The organism is Chitinimonas lacunae, assembly GCF_042650885.1.
Classification (GTDB): domain Bacteria; phylum Pseudomonadota; class Gammaproteobacteria; order Burkholderiales; family Chitinimonadaceae; genus Chitinimonas_A; species Chitinimonas_A lacunae.
The window spans coordinates 1,258,954-1,278,339 of record NZ_JBHSBU010000001.1; the positions used below are offsets into that span (position 1 = coordinate 1,258,954).

The 19,386-nt window shown below is 63.1% G+C and carries 14 protein-coding genes; 8 read left to right on the forward strand and 6 right to left on the reverse strand.

What is annotated here, in order from left to right; translation table 11 throughout:
- Positions 1-336: 336 nt before the first annotated feature.
- From ACFOW7_RS05420 to ACFOW7_RS05430, 3 genes are read left to right on the forward strand one after another with little or no spacing between them, the layout of a single operon-like run.
- Positions 337-2,466 (forward strand): sensor histidine kinase, encoded by a 2,130-nt coding sequence (locus ACFOW7_RS05420; protein ID WP_378161864.1) that lies wholly within the window; start codon positions 337-339, stop codon positions 2,464-2,466.
- On the forward strand, positions 2,444-2,905 hold the full coding sequence (locus ACFOW7_RS05425) for a response regulator (protein ID WP_378161866.1): 462 nt from the start codon (positions 2,444-2,446) through the stop codon (positions 2,903-2,905). Before ACFOW7_RS05420 ends, ACFOW7_RS05425 begins: the two co-directional genes overlap by 23 nt.
- Positions 2,902-5,490 carry an EAL domain-containing protein gene (locus ACFOW7_RS05430; RefSeq protein WP_378161868.1) on the forward strand — a complete coding sequence of 863 codons (2,589 nt, stop codon included), beginning with the start codon at positions 2,902-2,904 and terminating at the stop codon, positions 5,488-5,490. Before ACFOW7_RS05425 ends, ACFOW7_RS05430 begins: the two co-directional genes overlap by 4 nt.
- A 200-nt stretch (positions 5,491-5,690) precedes the next feature.
- Here ACFOW7_RS05430 and putA read toward each other — a convergent pair whose 3' ends face one another.
- On the reverse strand, positions 5,691-8,810 hold the full coding sequence (putA, locus tag ACFOW7_RS05435) for a bifunctional proline dehydrogenase/L-glutamate gamma-semialdehyde dehydrogenase PutA (protein ID WP_378161870.1): 3,120 nt from the start codon (positions 8,808-8,810) through the stop codon (positions 5,691-5,693).
- Positions 8,811-8,960: 150 nt separating this feature from the next.
- Between putA and lrp the strand changes: the two genes are divergently transcribed.
- A complete protein-coding gene (lrp, locus tag ACFOW7_RS05440; RefSeq protein WP_378161872.1) occupies positions 8,961-9,431 on the forward strand; it encodes a leucine-responsive transcriptional regulator Lrp in 471 nt (156 codons plus the stop codon).
- A gap of 101 nt (positions 9,432-9,532) precedes the next feature.
- Here lrp and ACFOW7_RS05445 read toward each other — a convergent pair whose 3' ends face one another.
- Positions 9,533-10,141, reverse strand: a complete 609-nt coding sequence (locus ACFOW7_RS05445; protein ID WP_378161874.1) for a TetR/AcrR family transcriptional regulator — start codon at positions 10,139-10,141, stop codon at positions 9,533-9,535.
- A gap of 79 nt (positions 10,142-10,220) precedes the next feature.
- Here ACFOW7_RS05445 and ACFOW7_RS05450 point away from each other — a divergent pair, with 79 nt between their 5' ends.
- Complete coding sequence (locus tag ACFOW7_RS05450) at positions 10,221-10,607, forward strand: darcynin family protein (protein WP_378161877.1); 387 nt, start codon at positions 10,221-10,223, stop codon at positions 10,605-10,607.
- Positions 10,608-10,790: 183 nt separating this feature from the next.
- Here the strand turns inward: ACFOW7_RS05450 and ACFOW7_RS05455 are convergent, their stop codons facing one another.
- Positions 10,791-12,977: a PhoX family protein gene (locus ACFOW7_RS05455; RefSeq protein WP_378161879.1), complete on the reverse strand. Its 2,187-nt coding sequence runs from the start codon at positions 12,975-12,977 to the stop codon at positions 10,791-10,793.
- Between the two features lie 238 nt (positions 12,978-13,215).
- Positions 13,216-14,112, reverse strand: a complete 897-nt coding sequence (locus ACFOW7_RS05460) for a LysR family transcriptional regulator (protein WP_378161881.1) — start codon at positions 14,110-14,112, stop codon at positions 13,216-13,218.
- A 185-nt stretch (positions 14,113-14,297) separates the two neighbouring features.
- Between ACFOW7_RS05460 and ACFOW7_RS05465 the strand changes: the two genes are divergently transcribed.
- Both ACFOW7_RS05465 and ACFOW7_RS05470 read left to right on the forward strand, forming a co-directional pair.
- The gene (locus ACFOW7_RS05465; RefSeq protein ID WP_378161884.1) at positions 14,298-15,311 is read left to right on the forward strand and encodes an MBL fold metallo-hydrolase; all 1,014 of its coding nucleotides are present in this window, start codon (positions 14,298-14,300) and stop codon (positions 15,309-15,311) included.
- Between the two features lie 75 nt (positions 15,312-15,386).
- Complete coding sequence (locus tag ACFOW7_RS05470; RefSeq protein WP_378161886.1) at positions 15,387-15,713, forward strand: hypothetical protein; 327 nt, start codon at positions 15,387-15,389, stop codon at positions 15,711-15,713.
- 98 nt (positions 15,714-15,811) lie between these two features.
- On the opposite strand, the gene ACFOW7_RS05475 is transcribed toward ACFOW7_RS05470, so the two are convergent.
- Entirely contained in the window at positions 15,812-16,234 is a 423-nt protein-coding gene (locus ACFOW7_RS05475) for a hypothetical protein (RefSeq protein WP_378161888.1), read from the reverse strand.
- 332 nt (positions 16,235-16,566) lie between these two features.
- On the reverse strand, positions 16,567-17,532 hold the full coding sequence (locus tag ACFOW7_RS05480) for a tRNA dihydrouridine synthase (RefSeq protein WP_378161890.1): 966 nt from the start codon (positions 17,530-17,532) through the stop codon (positions 16,567-16,569).
- Positions 17,533-17,726: 194 nt separating this feature from the next.
- Here ACFOW7_RS05480 and ACFOW7_RS05485 point away from each other — a divergent pair, with 194 nt between their 5' ends.
- Positions 17,727-19,250, forward strand: a complete 1,524-nt coding sequence (locus tag ACFOW7_RS05485; RefSeq protein WP_378161892.1) for a fumarate hydratase — start codon at positions 17,727-17,729, stop codon at positions 19,248-19,250.
- The last annotated feature ends 136 nt before the right edge of the window (positions 19,251-19,386 follow it).

A 19,386-nucleotide genomic window follows, 5' to 3' on the forward strand; every position in this document is an offset into this window, starting at 1 on the left:
GTAGACCAGTGGCCCCGCCAGACAAGCGGCTCGGCGAACCACTTTCCGGCCGCTGAAAGGGCCGTCCGACTTGAAGTTTGCCGCCAGAGCAAACTACATTTGAACGAGTAACTGCTGTGGAGCCATCCCGGGTCGGGACTTGCTCAAACCGGCACAGCGGCAATGAAGCGCCCAGATGAGGCGTCCCGGTGGCGGTTTCCGGATCGTCGCATCCGTCCCAGTCGGTGCGGCGAACATAATCCAGCGTATTGTGGTGTCGGAAACGCCCTCAATGGGCCAAGACGACCAGCGCTGTGCGGCAGCCGTTCCATCATTTCGAGGAACGAGGAGAGCACCATGGCTTACGCGGCTGCGGTCACGGCGAGCACCCCCTGGGTCATGGCATCCCCGGCTCGGCTCGGCTCGCTGCTGTTTCTGGTGATCTCTGTCTGCCTGCTGTGCTTCGCCACCGTCGTCGAATTCATCTCGCAGCCCTCGCTCGAAACCGACGCCATCCAACGTAATCGCACCCTGGCCAGCATGACCAATCAGGCGGTACGGATGCGCTTTGACGGCCTGGCCAGTTATACCCAGCTGTTCTCGCGTCGCCCCACCCTGGTCGACGCCGTGGAGCGCGGCGACGCCGAAGCCGTCACCAGCCAACTGGCCAGTTTTGTCAGCAGCCATCCGCTGCTGATCCGCGCCAGCATCACCGACCGCGACGGTCAATTGCGCTTCGACTACCCGGTCGACCGCAAAACCCACGGCCTCAACCTCAGCCAGCGCGACTGGTATCAGGGAGCGCAACGGCTCAATGCGCCCTATCTGTCGGCGCTGTATTTCCGGGCTGCCAGCCCGCAGATCTACGTCACCAGCATCGCCACGCCGCTGCGCAGCAACGATGGCCGCCTGCTGGGCTATCTGTCGGCCCAGCAGTCGCTCGATGATCTGGTGCGCTGGATTGCCCAACTGCCGGTGATTCCCGGCAGCCACCTGGCGCTGATCGACCAGACCGGCCAGATGATAGACGGCGGTCCGCGACCGCGTTCGCCGTCGAGCTGGCAGAACCACCCCGAAATCGGCCGCGCGCTCGCGGGTGAAAGCGGCGACCGCATCGGCCCCTCGCCTTTCAGTGGCCGGCCGGCCATCAGCTATTACGCCCCGATCCAACCCTATGGCTGGGCAGTGCTGGTGACCCAGGAAACCGAACAGGTATTCGCCCTGCTACGGATGCTGCAATCGCAACTGGTCTGGCTGGCCCTGCTGCTTGGTCTGGCGTTGTGGCCGTTTGCCTATCTGGCGGCCCGCACCCTCTTTGTCCAGCGCCGCCAGAGCGAGCAGACCGACTCGCTGCTGAACGGGATTATCGAAGGCAGTGACGATCTGATCGCGGTCATCGACCATGAAGGGCGGCTGCTGACCTTCAACCGAGCCTGGAGCGAAGTGATCGCCCGTACCATCGGCCGCCATCCGCGCTCGGGCCAGCGGCTCGACGACCTGCTCGACAAGCGCGAGGGCAGCCACGCTCCGCTGCTCGAGGCCTGGCACAAGGCGCTCAAAGGCACCCCGGACAGCACCACTGCCCGGCTCGGCACCGAGCCGTTCCGGACCTACGAAATTCGCACCACACCCTTATACGACCCGAAAGGCCGCCCGCTCGGCGCTGCGGCCACCGGACGCGATATCAGCGACCGGCTGGCCGGCAGCCAGGCCATTTCGACCCTCAATCAGCGCCTGACCCAGCGCGCCGCCGAACTCGAAGCCACCAACAAGGAACTGGAGAGCTTCAGCTATTCGGTCTCGCACGATCTGCGCTCGCCGCTCAGGGCCATCGACGGCTTTTCCCGCATGCTGGCGCGCCGGGCCGGACCACGGCTCGATGACGAGGATCGGCGCCTGCTGGCCGTGGTGCGCGACAACTGTCAGGTGATGGCGCGCCTGATCGACGATCTGCTGACCTTTTCCCGCTTGTCGCGCCAGGCGCTCAGCCAGGTCGAAATCGATATGAATAAGCTGGTCAACGAGGTATGGAGCCAGCTTGGCGAGAATTACCCCGGCACGATCGAAATCGAACCGCTGCCTCCGGCCCATGGCGACCGGGCCTTGCTCAAGCAGGTATGGGCCAATCTGCTCGATAACGCCATCAAGTACAGCGCACCGTCGCCACAGCCCTATATCAAGGTCAGTGGTCTGCGCGAGGACGGCGAGTGTCGCTACCTGATCCAGGACAACGGCGTCGGTTTCGATATGCGTTATGTCCACAAGCTGTTTGGGGTATTCCAGCGTCTGCACGCCGGCACCAGCTTCCCGGGCACGGGGGTGGGGCTGGCCATTGTTGCCCGGGTGGTCGCGCGTCATGGCGGGCGGGTGTGGGGTGAAGGCGAGCCGGGCGTGGGCGCCACCTTCGGCTTCACCCTGCCGGCCGCGATGCAGACCATGGTGTTTGCTTCCGAGGGAGCCTCGCATGTCCAACATGCAAGCAGTTGACATCCTGCTGGTCGAAGACAACCCGACCGATGCCGAACTGACCCTGACCGCCCTGGCCGAGCAGCGGGTGGCCAACCGGGTGATCTGGGTCACCGATGGCGAGAGTGCGCTCGACTATCTGTTCTGTCGCGGCGCCTACCGTGAACGCGACCCGACGCCGCCACGGCTGGTGCTGCTCGACCTGAAGCTGCCCAAGATCGATGGCATCGAGGTGCTCCAGGCATTGCGGGCCGACCCGATGCTCAGCCGCCTGCCGGTGACCATGCTGACCTCGTCGGCCGAGGAAAGCGATCTGGCGCGCAGCTATGACCTGGGCGTCAACAGCTATGTGGTGAAACCAGTCGATTTCGACCAGTTCAGTACCGAAGTGTCCCGCCTGGGCTTTTATTGGTTGCTGATCAACCACTCTCCGCCCTATCCACAAGGACGTCCCGAATGAACACCGAATTACGCATCCTGTTGCTGGAAGACGTGGCAACCGATGCTGAACTGACCGCCCTCGCCCTCAGCGAAGGCGGCCTGCAGTTTGCCCTACGCCGCGCCAGTGGCGCAGCCGACTATGTCGCGGCACTGAGTGACTTCCGTCCCGATGTGATCCTGGCCGACTACACCCTGCCCGGCTTCGACGGCCTGACCGCCCTGACCCTGCGCGATCGGCTGTCGCCCGATGTGCCGTTTATCTTCGTCACGGGCTCGCTGGGCGAGGAGCGGGCCATCGAGGCGCTCAAAGCCGGCGCCACCGACTATATCCTCAAGGACCGGCTGGCCCGGCTGCCCGCTGCGGTCGAGCGCGCGATCAGCGAACGCGACGCCCGGCGCGAAAAAAGCGCCATCGCCGGCGCACTCGATGCCGAACGGCGTTTTCTCGAAGCGGTACTGGCCACCTGCAATGCCTTGATCGTGGCGCTGGACGGCCAGGGCCGGCTGCTGCGGGTCAACCGCAGCGCGCTGACGGCGCTCGGGGAAACCGATGCCCATATCCTGGGCCGCTACTACTGGGAGGTATTCGCCCCGCAGGAAGATATCGATATGACGCGCTGCATGTACCAGCGCTTTCTCGACCGGAACAACCCGGTGCTGACCCAGCGCCCCTGGCGCGCCAGGCTGCCGTCGGGTCAGGTGGTGCTGTGGTCGGCCAGCCTGCTGGCCAGCCCTGGCGCCGACGGCTGCGAGGCCATCCTGGCCGGGATCGACGTCACCGACCAGGAAGCAGCCGAACAACGCGCCTATGTGCTCAAGCACTACGATATCTTGACCGGCCTGCCCAACCGCGAGCTGCTGCTGCAACAATTGCAGCGCCGCTCGACCCAGTCGGACCCGCTCAACCATATCCAGGCCCTGCTGCTGATCGGCCTTGACCGGCTGCAACACGCGCGCGACAGCCTCGATGTCGACAGCGGCGACGTACTGCTGATCGAAGCCGCGCGCCGGCTGCGCGGCTGGCAGCCCGACGATATGCGGCTCGCCCGGGTCAGCGACGCCAGCTTCGCCCTGCTGCTGGAAGTCGCCGACGAAAAGGACCTGAGCGAGCATGTACAGCGCATCCTTGACCATCTGCGCCAGCCCTACAGCATCGCCGGCCAGCAATTGTCGCTGCCGGCCTATATCGGGGTGACGCTGCTGCCCAATGAAGCCGCCGACACGGCGGCACTGCTGCAAACAGCCGAAGCGGCGCTGCATCAGGCGATCAACGAACAGAACAAGAGCTACGAGCTATACACTCCCCGGCTGTCGAGTCAGGCCCGCGAGCGTCTGGCGCTCGAATCCGATCTGCGCATGGCCTTGAACCAGGGCACCCAGCTCGAACTGTTCTATCAGCCGCAAATCGACCTGGCCAACGGCCGGATGACGGGGGTCGAATCGCTGATCCGTTGGCGTCATCCTCTGCATGGCTTGCTCAGCCCGGCGCGCTTTATCAGTCTGGCCGAGCAATCGGGTCTGATCTCCCCCTTGGGGGACTGGGTATTGCAGACCGCCTGTCTGCAAGGACTGTCCTGGGAGCGCGCCGGCCTGCCGCCGATCACCATCGCGGTCAATCTGTCGGCCCGCCAGTTCAATGAACCACGGCTGATGGCCACCGTGCAGGCCGTCCTCGAGGCAAGCGGGCTCGACCCCCATCGGCTCGAGCTCGAACTGACCGAATCGGCCACCATGCAGGACCCGGAAAAGACCATCGCCATCCTGCGCCAACTGCGTGAACTGGGCATCCAGGTGGCCATTGACGACTTCGGGACGGGCTACTCCAACTTCAACTATCTGAAGCGCTTTCCGGTCGACAAGCTCAAGCTCGATCAGAGCTTCGTCAGCGAATTGACCGCCGACCCCGACGATCTGGCCATTTCACGCGCCGTGATCGCCATGGCCCACCAGTTGCGGCTTGGCGTGGTGGCCGAAGGGGTGGAGACCGAAGGCCAGCTCGCCCTGCTGGCGGCAGCCGGCTGCGACACGATCCAGGGCTATTACGTCGGCCGACCGATGCCGGCGGTCGATCTGACCCAGTTGCTGCAAAACGGCGTCAATCTGCCGCCCGAGAAGCGGCGCGGCTATAGCCGCACCCTGCTGTTCGTCGATGACGAGATCAATACCCTGTCGGCAATGCGCCGCCTGCTGCGCAGCACGGGCTACCAACTGCTGGCAGCCAACAGCGCACGGCAGGCGTTCGAGCTGCTGGCCACCCACGAAGTCGGGGTGATCCTGGCCGATCAGCGGATGCCCGAGCTCAACGGCACCGAATTCCTCAACCGGGTCAAGGATATGTACCCCGACACGATACGCATGGTGCTGTCGGGCTATACCGATCTGCGCTCGATCACCGAGGCGATCAACCGGGGCGCGATCTACAAATTCCTGACCAAGCCGTGGGACGACGAAGAGCTGCTCAAGGCCCTCGCCGAGGCCTTCGATAAATTCGAAGCCGACCGCAGCCGGCGCGCCCCGATCGGGGCCGAGATGGCACGCCAGTGGAATCCTACGGCGCTGGCAGCTGCTGCAATCGATCCACCCCCTCCCTCCTCGTCGCGCTAGCGCATTTCCAGCCCCATAAAAATGGCCCGCCTTGAAGGCGGGCCGAGCTTACTGCCATCGAAACCGGGGAAAGCGGCGCAGCCATTGGGCGTGCCTTTCGATATTTACTTTTCCTCGTATACAGCACTAACTCTTGCATACATTTGTCCTGATCTTTTCCATCAGGATTTTCAGCCGACCCAAGCAGATCGGCCGTCAGCTCAATGACCTTCGAGTTCACCGCCCGCCATCAGACGGACGTTGCCACCGACGGCAGCAGTATTGATCGTCACCACCCGTTCGGCCGCGAACTTGAGCAGATAGTGCGGGCCGCCGGCCTTGAAGCCCGTGCCCGACAATCCTTCGCCGCCGAAGGGCTGCGAACCGACCACGGCACCGATCTGGTTGCGGTTGACGTACAGATTGCCGACCCGGGCATGGCGCCGCACGATATCGACCGTGCTGTCGAGCCGGGTATGCACCCCCATCGTCAGACCGAAGCCCAGCCGGTTGACCGCCTTGACCGCCTGTTCGATACCACCAGCCGGGAAGCGGGCCACATGGAGCACCGGGCCGAAGGTTTCCTCGGTCGGCAACTGGTCGAGCCGCACCTCAAAGGCACGCGGCGCCACGAAGCAGCCGTTCTCCAGCCCGGCGGGCAGCGGGGTGCTGCCGATCAGGCGGGCGCTGCTGGCCAGCTTGTCGCAGTAGCTGTTGAGATCGTTCTGCGATTGCTGGTCGATGGTCGGGCCGATATCGCTGGCCAGTTGCAGCGGGTCGCCCAGCCGCAGCTCGCGCATGGCCAAACCCAGACGTTCCATCACCGCATCGGCCACATCGTCCTGCACCAGCAGGATGCGCAGTGCCGAACAACGCTGACCGGCACTGTTGAAGGCCGAGGTGATGACATCGATGATCAGCTGTTCCACATGGGCCGAGCTGTCGGCGATCATGGCGTTGAGACCACCGGTTTCGGCGATCAGGCTGGCAATCGAGGAATTGCGTGCAGCCAGGGTGCGGTTGATCTTCCAGGCAGCGCCGGTCGAACCGGTAAACGCCACGCCGGCCACCCGGGCGTCGCCCAGCAGCTTGTCGGACAGACCGCCCGACTCGCCCGGCAGATAGTGCAGCACATCGCCCGGGATGCCCGCTTCGAGCAGGATTTCAATGGCCCGCATCCCGATCAGCGGGGTACGGCGCGACGGCTTGGCCAGCACCGGGTTGCCGGCAGCCAGGGCTGCTGCGATCTGCCCCAGGAAAATCGCCAGCGGGAAGTTCCACGGCGCGATACAGACAAACGGACCGCGACCGACCAGCCGCAGCTCGTTCGATTCGCCCGTGACGCCCGGCAGCGCGATCGGTTGCGGGAACAGACGACGCGCTTCCATGGCATAGAAGCGGCAGTAGTCAACCGCCTCGCGCAGCTCGCCCAGGGCATCGGGCAGGGTCTTGCCGGCTTCGCGCGACAGCAGATAGAGCAGTTCGTCCTGCCGGGCTTCGAGCAGATTGGCGGCACGCTCGAGCAGTTCGGCGCGGCGGGTAGCAGGCGTGCTATCCCAGCCGTCGAAAGCGGCATCGGACAGCGCCAGGGCACGCTCGACGGCCGAGGCGTCGCTGCTGATCATCGACCCGATCTGCTGACGCCGGTCGATCGGCGAAAAACGCGGCTGGGTCTGGCCCGCCACACGCTGGCCGCCGATGATCGGCGCGGCGTCGAAACGGCTGCTGGCGAGTTCCTGGAGCCGCTGGCGCAGCGGTTCGAGAGCGACGGTATCGGTCATGCTGAATCCCTTGCTGTTGCGGCGCGGTGCGAAAACCTCGGAAGGGGCTTTCACACCGGCGACGATGGGTTGGCGCGCCACCACGGCGGTCGGGCTTTGCGCGATATGTTCGAGCGGCACGCGGGTGTCGGCCAGCTGGTTGACGAAGGAGGAATTGGCGCCGTTTTCGAGCAGACGCCGTACCAGATAAGGCAGCAGCGCATGGAAACGACCCACCGGTGCATACACCCGGCTCGCCACCCCTTCACGTTCATGGATCAGCCGATGCAGCGCCTCGCCCATGCCGTGCAGGCGCTGGATTTCAAAGCGGCGCTCGGTGCCACGGGTGGCTTCGATGATCCACGACAGCGTCTGGGCGTTATGGCTGGCGAACTGCGGATAGAAACGGTCGCCGTAATCGAGCAGCTTGCGGGCGCAGGCCAGATAGGCGACGTCGGTATGGACCTTCTTGGTATAGACCGGGTAGCCCGGCAGGCCATTTTGCTGGGCGCGCTTGATCTCGCTGTCCCAGTAGGCGCCCTTGACCAGCCGCACCGGCAGCTGGCGCCGGGTGGAAGCGGCCAGGTCGGCCAGCCAGTCGAGCACGAACGGCGCACGCTTCTGGTAGGCCTGCACCACGATGCCCAGGCCCATCCAATCCTTGAGCGAAGGCTCGCGGCACAGCCGCTCGTACAGCCACAAGGACAGCTCGAGCCGCTCGGATTCCTCGGCGTCGATGCTGAACACCAGATCGGCCTTGGCTGCCGCCTGGGCCAGATCGAGCAGGCGGGGATAAAGCTCGTTCATCACCCGGTCGAGCTGGCCGAATTCGTAGCGCGGATGGATCGCCGACAGCTTGACCGAGATCGACTGCCGGGCAAAGCCATGATTGGGATCGGGCCGCCGCGCCAGCGCGGCAATCGCTTCGTGGTAGGCGCGGAAATAGACCTCGGCGTCGGCATCGGTCAGCGCCGCCTCGCCCAGCATGTCGTAGGAATAGCGCCAGCGCGAATCGGCATTGTCGAGCGCCAGCTCGATGGTTTCGCCGACCACGAAATGCTCGGCCATGATCTTCATGCCGGTCTTCATGGCCTTGCGCAGAATCGGCTCGCCGAGCTTGCGCACCATCCGGTCGAACCAGTGGCGGCCTTCCGAGCTTTCGATCCAGAAATCGGTGAACAACAGCGCCCGGCTGGCAGCGCTGACCAGCCAGGTGGCGGTCTGCGAACGGCGCCAGTCCTTGCTTTCGAGCAGGTCGCGGATCAGTTGGTCCTGGGTATCGACATCGGGAATACGCAGCAGCGCCTCGGCCAGGGCCATCAGCGCCACGCCTTCCTCGGTGCCCAGACCATAGGATTGCAGAAAGGCTTCGAAGTGGTTGCCGCTCGCGGCCTGGCGCACACCCTGGGTCAGACTTTGGGTGCGGGCGTAAACGGCTTTTTCGGTGACTTCATCGAGTTTGGCCAGCGGCATCAGCCGGGCCACGGCCTCGGCCTCATCGGCAAACAAATTGTGACGGATCGCCGCAAAACTCGGCAGGCTGGTCGGCAGATCCGAATACAACGGTGGGCTATCGGGCATGGTTGGCAACCTTTGCGGCCCCAGGGGCCAGGATCGAAGCGTTACGAATGGCGCGGATGGTAATGCGGCGGCCGCCGAATGTGCCGCCGTTTTTCGCCAGCAAAACCGGATAAAATCCGGTCCAATCCTTTTTTTTAGCGAAATATTCCAATGAGCGCTGAGTTGGACCGAATCGACCGCAAAATCCTGCGCGAACTCCAGGACGACGGCCGTATTTCCAACCTTGATCTGGCCAAGCGGATCGGCCTGTCACCGACCGCCTGCCTCGAACGGGTCAAGCGGCTCAGCCGCGACGGTTACATCCTCGGCTACGGCGCCCGCCTCAATCCCGAGAAGCTCGATGCAGGTCTGCTGGTCTTTGTCGAGGTGGTGCTCGACCGCACCACACCCGAAGTGTTCGAGCGCTTCAAGCAAGCCGTGCTCGACCGGCCCGAAGTGCAGGAATGCCATATGGTGGCCGGCGGCTTCGACTATCTGATCAAGGCCCGAGTCAAGGACATGAAAGCCTACCGCGACCTATTGGGCTCGGCGCTGCTCAGCCTGCCTGGCGTGCGCGAAACCCATACCTATGCCGTGATGGAGGAAGTGAAGGATTCGGGAGCCATCCATATCGCACCTTGAGCCCTTGATGGACAATCACAATTTATCCTTCGATCCATTCTCAATAGAAGCAAATACAAATCTTCCATTAGGCATCATTGGATCGGAGGATAGTTAAAAAATTATCCTTTCAGATATCCGCGCACTGCCCGCTCCACCCTCCCCAGCAGATATTCGCTATCGATCTCGCCGCGCTCCCCGGCGCCATCGACCATTCCCTTGATCATCGCCAACAGATCCCAGGCCGCCACCTCGACGGCCTCGACCGGCGGGGCATCGGGCCGTGCCAGGATGGCCAGCAGGCTTTGCTGAAGCTCGCCGCTGACCCGCCTGACCGTCGCCTTGACCGGCAGACGGCCTTCCTCCAGATCAAGCAGACGGGCCAGCCCCGGCCGGCGCATCTGGTGGGTGACAGCAGCGCGCAGCAAGGTCAGCAGGGCGCAGTCGAAGTCGGCGGCCGATGCGGTCAGCGACACGTCTTCCAGCAATTGCGCCGTCTCGCGCTCGATCAGCGCAGCCGTGATGGCATCGCGGTTGGGAAAGTATTGATAGAGCGAACCGACACTGACGCCCGCCAGCGCGGCGACGGCATTGGTGGTGTATCCGGCAAAGCCGTCGCGCTCAAGAATGCGAGCAGCGGCCTCCAGTACGACACGCACCGTTTCGACCGAGCGCCGTTGCAAGGGCGATTTACGTGGTTTCAGGCGGTTTTCATCATCAGGTAGCGGCATGACGGGAAAGCGAGTGGTTGAATGTGAGCAAAGGCTCGTATTCTTTCCGTCATCTTCAACGCCGTAAAGGCCACTCAGCATGACTCACGCGCAAACCCAGTCTCTGCCTGCTTCCCATCCCGATGGCGAAGTGGTGATGACCGTTTTTATGCTGGTCAAGACCCAGCCCGAATGGCTGGCTTTCCCGGTCGAGCGCCGCTTCGCCGAGCTGCGCGCCCATCTCGAACCGATCTTGCAGCGCCATCGCCATAGCGTGACGCTGCGCTTCTTCGATCTGGAGTTCTACACCGCCCGCGTCACCGATCTGTGGATGTGGGAAGTCACTGACCAGCATCAATACGAACTGGTAGTCGAAGCCCTGCGCGAGACACCGTTCTGGGATCGTTATTTCACGATCGAGGAAATCCTGCCGGGCGTGGAAAACGCTTATGCCAAGAACTATTCGCAGCAGGCGCTGAGGCAGTAGAGGTCGTGGACAGGCAAGAAGACGTGGGTCGGACCGATTCGGGTTCGAGCCGGATACCGACCGCGTCAGCCGTAAGGCCCGAGGATGTTCTCTGCTCGATCTCCCAGCAGTAAAACGGCCGGTCCCGTGTTGAACAGGACCGGCCGTTTCATTGGCGCTGATCGGGCAGCGTGGATGGGATAACTAGGACACGGCAATCGTGCCGCCATCGTCGCGCACGATGGCAATCGTGGCCGAACGCGGCCGGCTGTTGCCGCCGTCGGGCCAGTGGCTTTCCCATCGCGAGGGATCGTTGAGGTCGGCCGCCCGGGTACTTTCGCCCGGGTGCTGGATGTTCACGAACAGCGTCCTGCCATCGGGCGTCTCGGCGCAGCCAGTGATTTCGCAACCCTTGGGGCCGACCAGAAAACGGCGCAGCGTGTCCACGGTCGGGTTCTTGCCCTTATAGGTCGTGACGCTACGCTTTTCGCTGCCGCTGACCGACTCCACCACCACCGCCCCGCCGTCGCCGACCCGACCGGGCAGTGCGGCCAGCATCATGCAGTTGCTGACATCGGTGTAGGCGCCGTCGTCGGTCTGCACCCACAGCACGCCGGTCTTGCGGCTGAACCAGACGCCGTCGGGGCTCGACATATCATTGTCGGCGGTGAGGCCGGACAGATTGATCCGGCCAGCCTCGGCCCCCGCTTCCGCCGCGAATAGATAGACATCCCAGCGAAAAGCCGTTGCGGCCGGATGATCGCCATTCTCGCGGGTGCGGATGATATGGCCGTTGACGTTGCCGTTCTGGGTCGAGCTGCCCTTCTGGTCCTGATAGGCACGCGGGTTGGCCGCATCGAGCGTGGCCAGCGTGCGGGTGCTGTTATTGGTGAGGGTGTAGTAGACCTCGTTATTGTGCGGATTGATCGCGCACCATTCCGGCCGGTCCATCTTGGTCGCGCCGGCGGCATCGGCCGCCAGACGGGCGTTGACCACGATATCGGCCAGGCTCTGGAAGCGGTATCGGGTATAGGCCGCGATCGCCGGATTGGTCAGCGTCAGCGGCAACCATTCCCCCGTGCCGTCGGCATTGAAGCGGGCGGCGTAGAGCGTGCCCTCGTTCAGATACTTGTCGCCGACCGCCATGCCGCCGCGCGCAGCGTCGCTTGGCTCCCACAGCGCCTTGGAGACGAACTTGTAGATATATTCGTTGCGCGCGTCGTCCCCCATATAGAACACCACCGGCTGACCGGCGACCGGCCGCGGACAGACCGCCGCCTCATGGGCAAAGCGACCCAGCGCTGTGCGTTTGCGCGGTACGGCGTTCGGGTCGTAGGGGTCGATTTCCACTACATAGCCAAAGGTATTGGCTTCGTTGCGGTAGTCGTCCGAACCGTCGAACGAGCCGCCTTTGACCGCAATATCGAAGCGGAGATAGGCATCCTCGACCGATGGGGTATGCCAGCGGCTGCCGTTGCTGCCCTCGGACAGGCCATAGCGCTTCATCGACTCGATCTGGTTGGCATCGCGACGCAGATTGTCGCCGGCGGCGCGGGCGAAATAGCCGGCCCAGTTTTCTTCGCAGGTCAACAAGGTGCCCCACGGCGTCTGGCCGGTGGCGCAATTGTTGAGCGTGCCGCGCGCCCGCAGGCCATCGGGCGAGTAAGTGCTGCGCAGCAAGGCGCTGCCGCGTGCCGGGCCGGCCACCTCGACCGGTGTCTGCGGGGTGATGCGGCGGTTGTAGCGCGATGCGGCATTGACCCGGAAACGACCAGCGGTCTTCTGCACTTCGACCACCGAGACGCCATGGGCGGCGATTTCACGGTTCACTTCCTCAAGCGGCCGCACACCGCCGATCAGGCTCGGGCCGTTGGCATGCAGAAAGACCTCGGTGATGTTCTCGTGATTCATCCCCAGCAGACCGCGCTCGCTGCCCTGATCGTCGCGCGCGGTGCCGGCAGCGTTGAGGCCGAAATATTCCATCCCGTCGTGATGGTCGCCGGCGCGGCGCTCGAAATCGGTGTCGGTGCCATTGTTGCGATACGGCAGCACGCCCGGAAACAGCGGGTCGCCCACGGCATACAGCACACTGGCGCTATAGCCGGCCGGCAGCACCACCATATCGGCGAGGCTCTTGGCGACCGGTTTGAAATTGAAGGCTGGCGCTGGCGTCGGCGTCGGTGCCGGCGTGGGCGACGGACTGTCCGAGCCACCATCGCTGCAACCACTCAGCGACAGGCCGCCGAACAGCAAGGCCGCGGCGCTGGCGCCGCCGCCCAGCAGCCGACGCCGGCTCAACCGGGCAGACAGGATGGCGTCGAACTCGGGATTGCAACTGTCGTTGTGGCCGATCGCATCAGGGTCGGCAACCGTCGGGAATTTCTCGCTCATCGTCTTGGCCTTGGGTGGGTTGGGTGGGAAGACGCGAGAACATAGCGGAATCCTGTTACAGAAAACTGACAAGATCGCCGCACCAGGCAAACGCCTCCGGTCCACGGGGCGAACCGCCTGGTCGATCAGGTCAAAAACAGGACAGCCGATCCGCCGCGTCCACAGCCGACTAAGAATAGAAAATATTCAGTAAAGTCACTGCCATATCGGTAGCGCCACACAATAGAAAATATAATTTTTATCCAGGGCTCGCTTCACCCAGCTTCTCCACCAGGAAATCGATGAACGCCCGCGTCTTGCGCGGCAGGCGGCGGTCGGGGACATAGAGGGCATAGGCAGCGATCCCCGGCGGCGACCAGGCGGGAAGCAGCGCTTGCAGGCGACCGGCGGCGATTTCTCTTTCCACCAGGAAGTCGGGCAACATCGCCACCCCAAGCCCCGCCAGCGCCGCCTCACGCAGGGTCTCGCCATTGTTGGCGCTGAACGGACCGGATACGGTGACCGCCTCGTCCACGCCATCGCGCCGGAAGGTCCATTGCAGACCAAACGGTGCCAGCGCATAAGGCAGACAATCGTGTTCGCGCAGATCGGCCGGACGGGCCGGTTCGCCCCGAGCCGCCAGATAGGCAGGACTGGCGCAGAGAATGCGGCGGACTTCACACAATTTGCGCGCCGCCAGATTGACATCGGTCGGCGCCGTCACGCGCACGGTGACATCGAAACCATGCTCCAGCGGGTCGAGATGGCGGTCGTCGAGGCGAACGCTCAATTCGGTGCGTGGATGGCGCAGGCGAAACTGCGGCAGCAAGGGAGCGAGGCGAATGGTGCCGAACGACATCGGCGCATTGATCCGCAACAGACCGGCCGGCTCGGCTTGCAGACTGGCCACAGTCGCTTCGGCCTCCTCGACCAGCGCCAATACATCGAGCGCCCGCTCCAGATAGGCCGCTCCCGCTTCGGTCGGCGCCAGACTGCGCTGATTGCGCTGCAATAGCCGCGCGCCCAGTCGGGCTTCCAGATCGAGTATCTGTTTGCTGACCTGCGAGCGCGACAGACCGAGCTTGCGCCCCGCTGCCGCCAGACCGCCGCAGCGCACGGCTTCGACCAAGGCCCGCATCTGTTCGATCTTGTCCATCGCTGTCTCTCATATGTCTCCAAATAGGAGACATGATGTCTATATTTCCCAATCTTGTCGCCATTCACGCACGTGCCTACGATGCCATTCAAGCACTCGCCGTCAGGACTGGGCTGGTCAGGACTGGGTGCATCATCGTTATCGCGGCCGGAAACGCTCTGCGCCGCCTCTCAGGAGTCCGCATCATGAAGCAGTTGAAACAGATCGCCCTGTTGGTTCTTGCCCTGGGCAGCGTTGTGCAGGCCGGCGCGGTCCAGGCCGCCGATGTCCACCGTAGCGCCGAAGACCCCAATCTGGTCTGGACCGCCTCGCAGGTAGTGCTGAAGTCGAAGGAAATGGGGCCAGGCGTGTTCATGGTTTATCCCGACGACGCCGAAGGGAAGAACAAGGCCGGTATCCCGGTCGCCACCAGCGGCGGCTTCATCATCGGCGACGATGGCGTGCTGGTGATCGATTCGATGCTCAACCGGCGTCTTGCCACCCAGCTGATCGGGCTGATCCGCGCCAAGACCGACAAGCCGATCCGCTATATCGTCAACACCAGCTATCACGGCGATCATTCCTACGGCAACCAGTTCTTCCCCAGGGAGGTGGCCATCATTCAGCACGAAGCGACCCAGAGCTATATCCAGTCGCATTTCGCCGATGATGTGAAATTCATGTCCACCTACTTCGGCAAGAACCAGGGTCTCGACGAACTGCGCCCGCGCCGCGCCAATCTGCTGCTGTCGGACGGCGGCCGTCTCCAGATCGATCTGGGCCGGCAGAAAGTCGAAGTGATGCATCTGGGCTTTGCCCAGACCAAGGGCGATCTGTTTGTCTGGGCGCCGCAGCAGAAAGTGATGTTTACCGGCAACCCGGTGATCGCCATGCCACCCGCCCTGCCCTGGCTGCTCGACGGCCATATGGTCGAATCGACCGCCACGCTGAAAAAGCTGCGCACCCTGCTGCCCGAGAACGCCAAGATCGTGCCGGGCCACGGCGTCCCGACCGATGTCTCGACGCTCGACTTCAACCTGCGCTATCTCGATACGCTGCGCGAGCAGGTCCAGGCCGCCATCGACCGCAATCTGTCGGAAAAGGACACCGCCGCAACGGTCCAGATGGACGAATTCAAGGGCTACAAACTGTTCCCCTGGGTCCATAGTCAGATGAACGTGGTCAAGGCTTATCAGGAACTCAAAGGTCAGGCCAAGTAATTAACGATCAGGCGGCGGATTTTGGGTCCGCCGCCTTAGCGGGTCCCAAAGCCCAGGAGGCGGCAGCGCGGGCGCGTGTATCAGCTATCGCTGGGGGTGGAAGCGGGAATGGTGCAGGGACGGCTACAGCAAGACGCCTGGCATCTGTTGTTCGCGGCCCTGGGCGCGATGGCGGTCGCCCCGATGAACTGGCGCAATTCGCGCCGTGCGTATTGGATCAATCTCATCCTGGTCAGCGTGGTCGATATCGGCTTTATCGCCTTGATCGTGCTGCCGGGTTATATGCCGACACGGCTGGCGGGCCTGCCAGGGCCGCTGCTCTGGTTGGCGGCGCGGGTCTGCTCCAGTTGGGCGCAGTGGACAGTGCCAGCGAGCCGTCGAGGTTTGACTAAGCTGGCTTGATAGGCTAATGGAAAATATTCGGCAAAATCTTTACTAGCTATCTAGCGGCATAAATGAAAAATGGATTGCAATCTGCAATCCATTTTTTATCTGTGCACTTACCAGGAAGGGTAGTGTGCCCTGCCTATGCGCTGGATTTCTTCGCGGATCTCCCGGCTTCTTCTTTTCATTTTTCGGGACAGCACCACCGGCTCCCCGGCCTCGTTGGTGTAGACGATTTCGATGAACTTGCCACGGATATTCACCGTCATCTGTTCGGAGACCAGCGCATAGTCAGGTGTGTTCACCGTGGATTGTCTCACCCAGCCCTTGGGATTGTTGAATATCGCCTGGCGCACCAGCAAATAGAGCTTGCTGTCTTTGGCCACCTCGAATTCGCCAGGATACCCGGGGCGAGGCGGCTTATGGACGAAACTGTCGGGGAAGCGCTCAAGCGGAGCCTGCTCACGCTCGGCACACCCGAACATTATCAGCATCGAGAGCACGAAGACGGCCGCCAAAATATCAAAAACCAGCTTCATTTTGAAATACCCAATTCTGTGTCATTCATTCGGATAGAAATGACTGGCGGACGCCAATCCATTTTCCGTCACACAAAAAATATTTTTCAAATCGAATGATTACGAATTCTTAACCATGAAGAAAAACCCCAAGACACGTCATCCCCTTGTCATGACGATGACGCGTGAAGACGCCCAGTGAGCCACGGCCCACCAGGCGGCACAAGCCGGCCGAGCGTCAAACGGGGAGAGAGAGGGATGGAACGGGGAAATGCCGTCTCAAGCGGGCGCTTGATGTTGAGGAGGTGGCGGGACAGAAGGCTTGAGGCTGACCACCCCGCCAGGCAATTCGTTCAGGCCGGTTCCAGCTCCGGCTCCAGCGTCGATTCGAGTTCTGGCACTGCCTCCAGACGTTTGACGGTGCGGATCTGCCGGAACATCGCATCGGCTTCCGGATAGCTGCGCCGCAGATAACCCAGCCATTGCTTGAGCCGCCCAGCGGCATTGTCGGGCGCAATCTTGGCCTGGACCTCGGCATAGAAGCGCGGCAGCAGGGCTGCCAGCTCGTCCCAGCCGATGGTATCGGGCGGCAGGCCGGCGACGGCTGCACGAATCTGCCGGGCCAGATCAGGCCGGGCCACCAGACCACGACCCAGCATCACATCGTCGCAACCTGATTCGGCGCGGCAACGCAGATAATCGTCCACGGTCCAGATTTCGCCGTTGGCGATCACCGGGACCTTGACCACTTCCTTGATCCGGGCAATCCAGTGCCAGTGTGCGGGCGGCTTGTAGCCGTCGGTCTTGGTGCGGGCATGCACCACCAGACTGGCCGCCCCACCCGCTTCGAGCGCGCGGGCGCAATCGAGCGTCAGGGCGGTGTCCTCATAGCCAAGCCGCATCTTGGCCGTGACCGGAATCGCTGCCGGGACAGCGCAGCGCACTTCGTGGACGATCCGATGGAGCAATTCCGGCTCTTGCAGCAGCACGGCGCCGCCGCGATGGCGGTTGACGGTTTTGGCGGGACAGCCGAAGTTGAGATCGATTACCGGCGCGCCCAGAGAAGCGGCGCGGGCGGCGTTGTCGGCCAAGGAAATGGGGTCGGAGCCCAGCAGTTGCAGCCGCACCGGCACACCAGCGGGCGTTTGCCAGCTCTCGTGCGCTTCCGGAGCGATACGGCGGAAACTGCGTGGCGGCAGCAGCGTGGACTTCACCCGCAGAAACTCGGTGACACACCAATCGATGCCGCCGATTGCGGTAATGGCGTCGCGCAGCGGCGCGTCGACCAGACCTTCCATCGGCGCGAGCGCGATAAGCACAGCCAACTCCAATCGTTTGAAAAGCCGGCGATTCTAGCGTTTCGTCGGCAGCGACGATAGCGGATCGGCCCGGCTTATCGCCTGATCGGACAGACGGTGCCTGCACACGGCGACCACCGCACAATACGGCACCTTCGTGAACATTCGGATTTGGTAAAATCGCGCGGTTTTACCCCGATCCCGAGACCCCGATCATGACCGTTATCCGTCAGCAGGATTTCATCGACAGCATTGCCGATAGCCTGCAATACATCTCCTATTACCATCCCAAGGACTATATCGACGCGCTGGGTAAAGCCTACGAGCGCGAAGAGTCGCCAGCCGCCCGTGATGCCATCGCCCAGATCCTGACCAACAGCCGGATGTGCGCCGAAGGCCGGCGGCCGATCTGCCAGGATACCGGCATCGTCTGCGCCTTCGTCAGCGTCGGGATGGACGTGCGCTGGGAAGGCGCCACCATGTCGATCGAGGACATGGTCAACCAGGGCGTGCGCCAAGCCTATCTGCACCCCGACAACAAACTGCGCGCCTCGGTCCTGGCCGACCCGGCCGGTGCCCGCCGCAACACCCGCGACAACACCCCTGCCGTCACCCATTTCGAGCTGGTGCCGGGCGACAAGGTGGAAGTCCATATCGCCGCCAAAGGCGGTGGTTCGGAAAACAAGACCAAATTCGTGATGCTGAACCCGTCCGATTCGATCGTGGACTGGGTGCTCAAGACCGTGCCGCTGATGGGTGCCGGCTGGTGCCCGCCCGGGATGCTCGGCATCGGTATCGGCGGCACCGCCGAGAAGGCCATGCTGCTGGCCAAGCGCTCGCTGATGGACCCGATCGACATCCAGGAACTGATCGCACGCGGCCCGTCGAATCGGATCGAGGAATTGCGGCTCGAACTCTATGAAAAGGTCAATGCACTGGGTATCGGCGCCCAGGGTCTGGGCGGCCTGTCGACCGTGCTCGACATCAAGATTCTCGACTACCCGACCCACGCCGCCAGCCTGCCGGTGGCGATGATCCCGAACTGCGCGGCGACCCGCCATGTTCACTTCGAACTCGACGGCAGCGGTCCGGCCCAGCTCGAAGCGCCCAGGCTCGAAGACTGGCCGGCCGTCACCTGGACCCCCTCGGCCCAGGCGCGCCGCGTCCAGCTCGACCAGCTCAGCCGCGAAGACGTCAACAGCTGGAAGCCGGGCGAGACGCTGCTGCTCAACGGCAAGCTGCTGACCGGTCGCGATGCCGCCCATAAGCGGATGGTCGATATGCTCAACCGTGGCGAAAAGCTGCCGGTCGATTTCGCCAACCGCTTTATCTACTACGTCGGCCCGGTTGACCCGGTGCGCGACGAAGCCGTCGGCCCGGCCGGCCCCACCACCGCCACCCGGATGGACAAGTTCACCGAACAGGTGCTGGCTCAGACCGGCCTGCTCGGCATGGTCGGCAAGGCCGAACGCGGCCCGGTCGCCATCGATGCGATCAAGCAGCACCGCTCGGTCTACCTGATCGCCGTAGGCGGCGCCGCCTATCTGGTTTCCAAGGCGATCAAGAACGCCCGGGTGGTCGGCTTCGAAGACCTCGGCATGGAAGCGATCTACGAATTCGACGTGGTCGATATGCCAGTCACCGTCGCAGTCGATTCCAGCGGCGAATCGGTCCACAAGACCGGCCCGGCCGAATGGCAGGCCAGGATCGCCGCCAAGATCGAAGCCGTGGCGAAGTAAGCACACGGCTGCGGCCCAGCGCGCGACGTACAGAGAGCCTGCATTGCAGGCTCTTTGTTTTGAGACACATTTTTATATATTATTTATTTTTCTTGCTATAGTTCTTGCAGAGGTTTTGCGTATTATTTGATTTTCG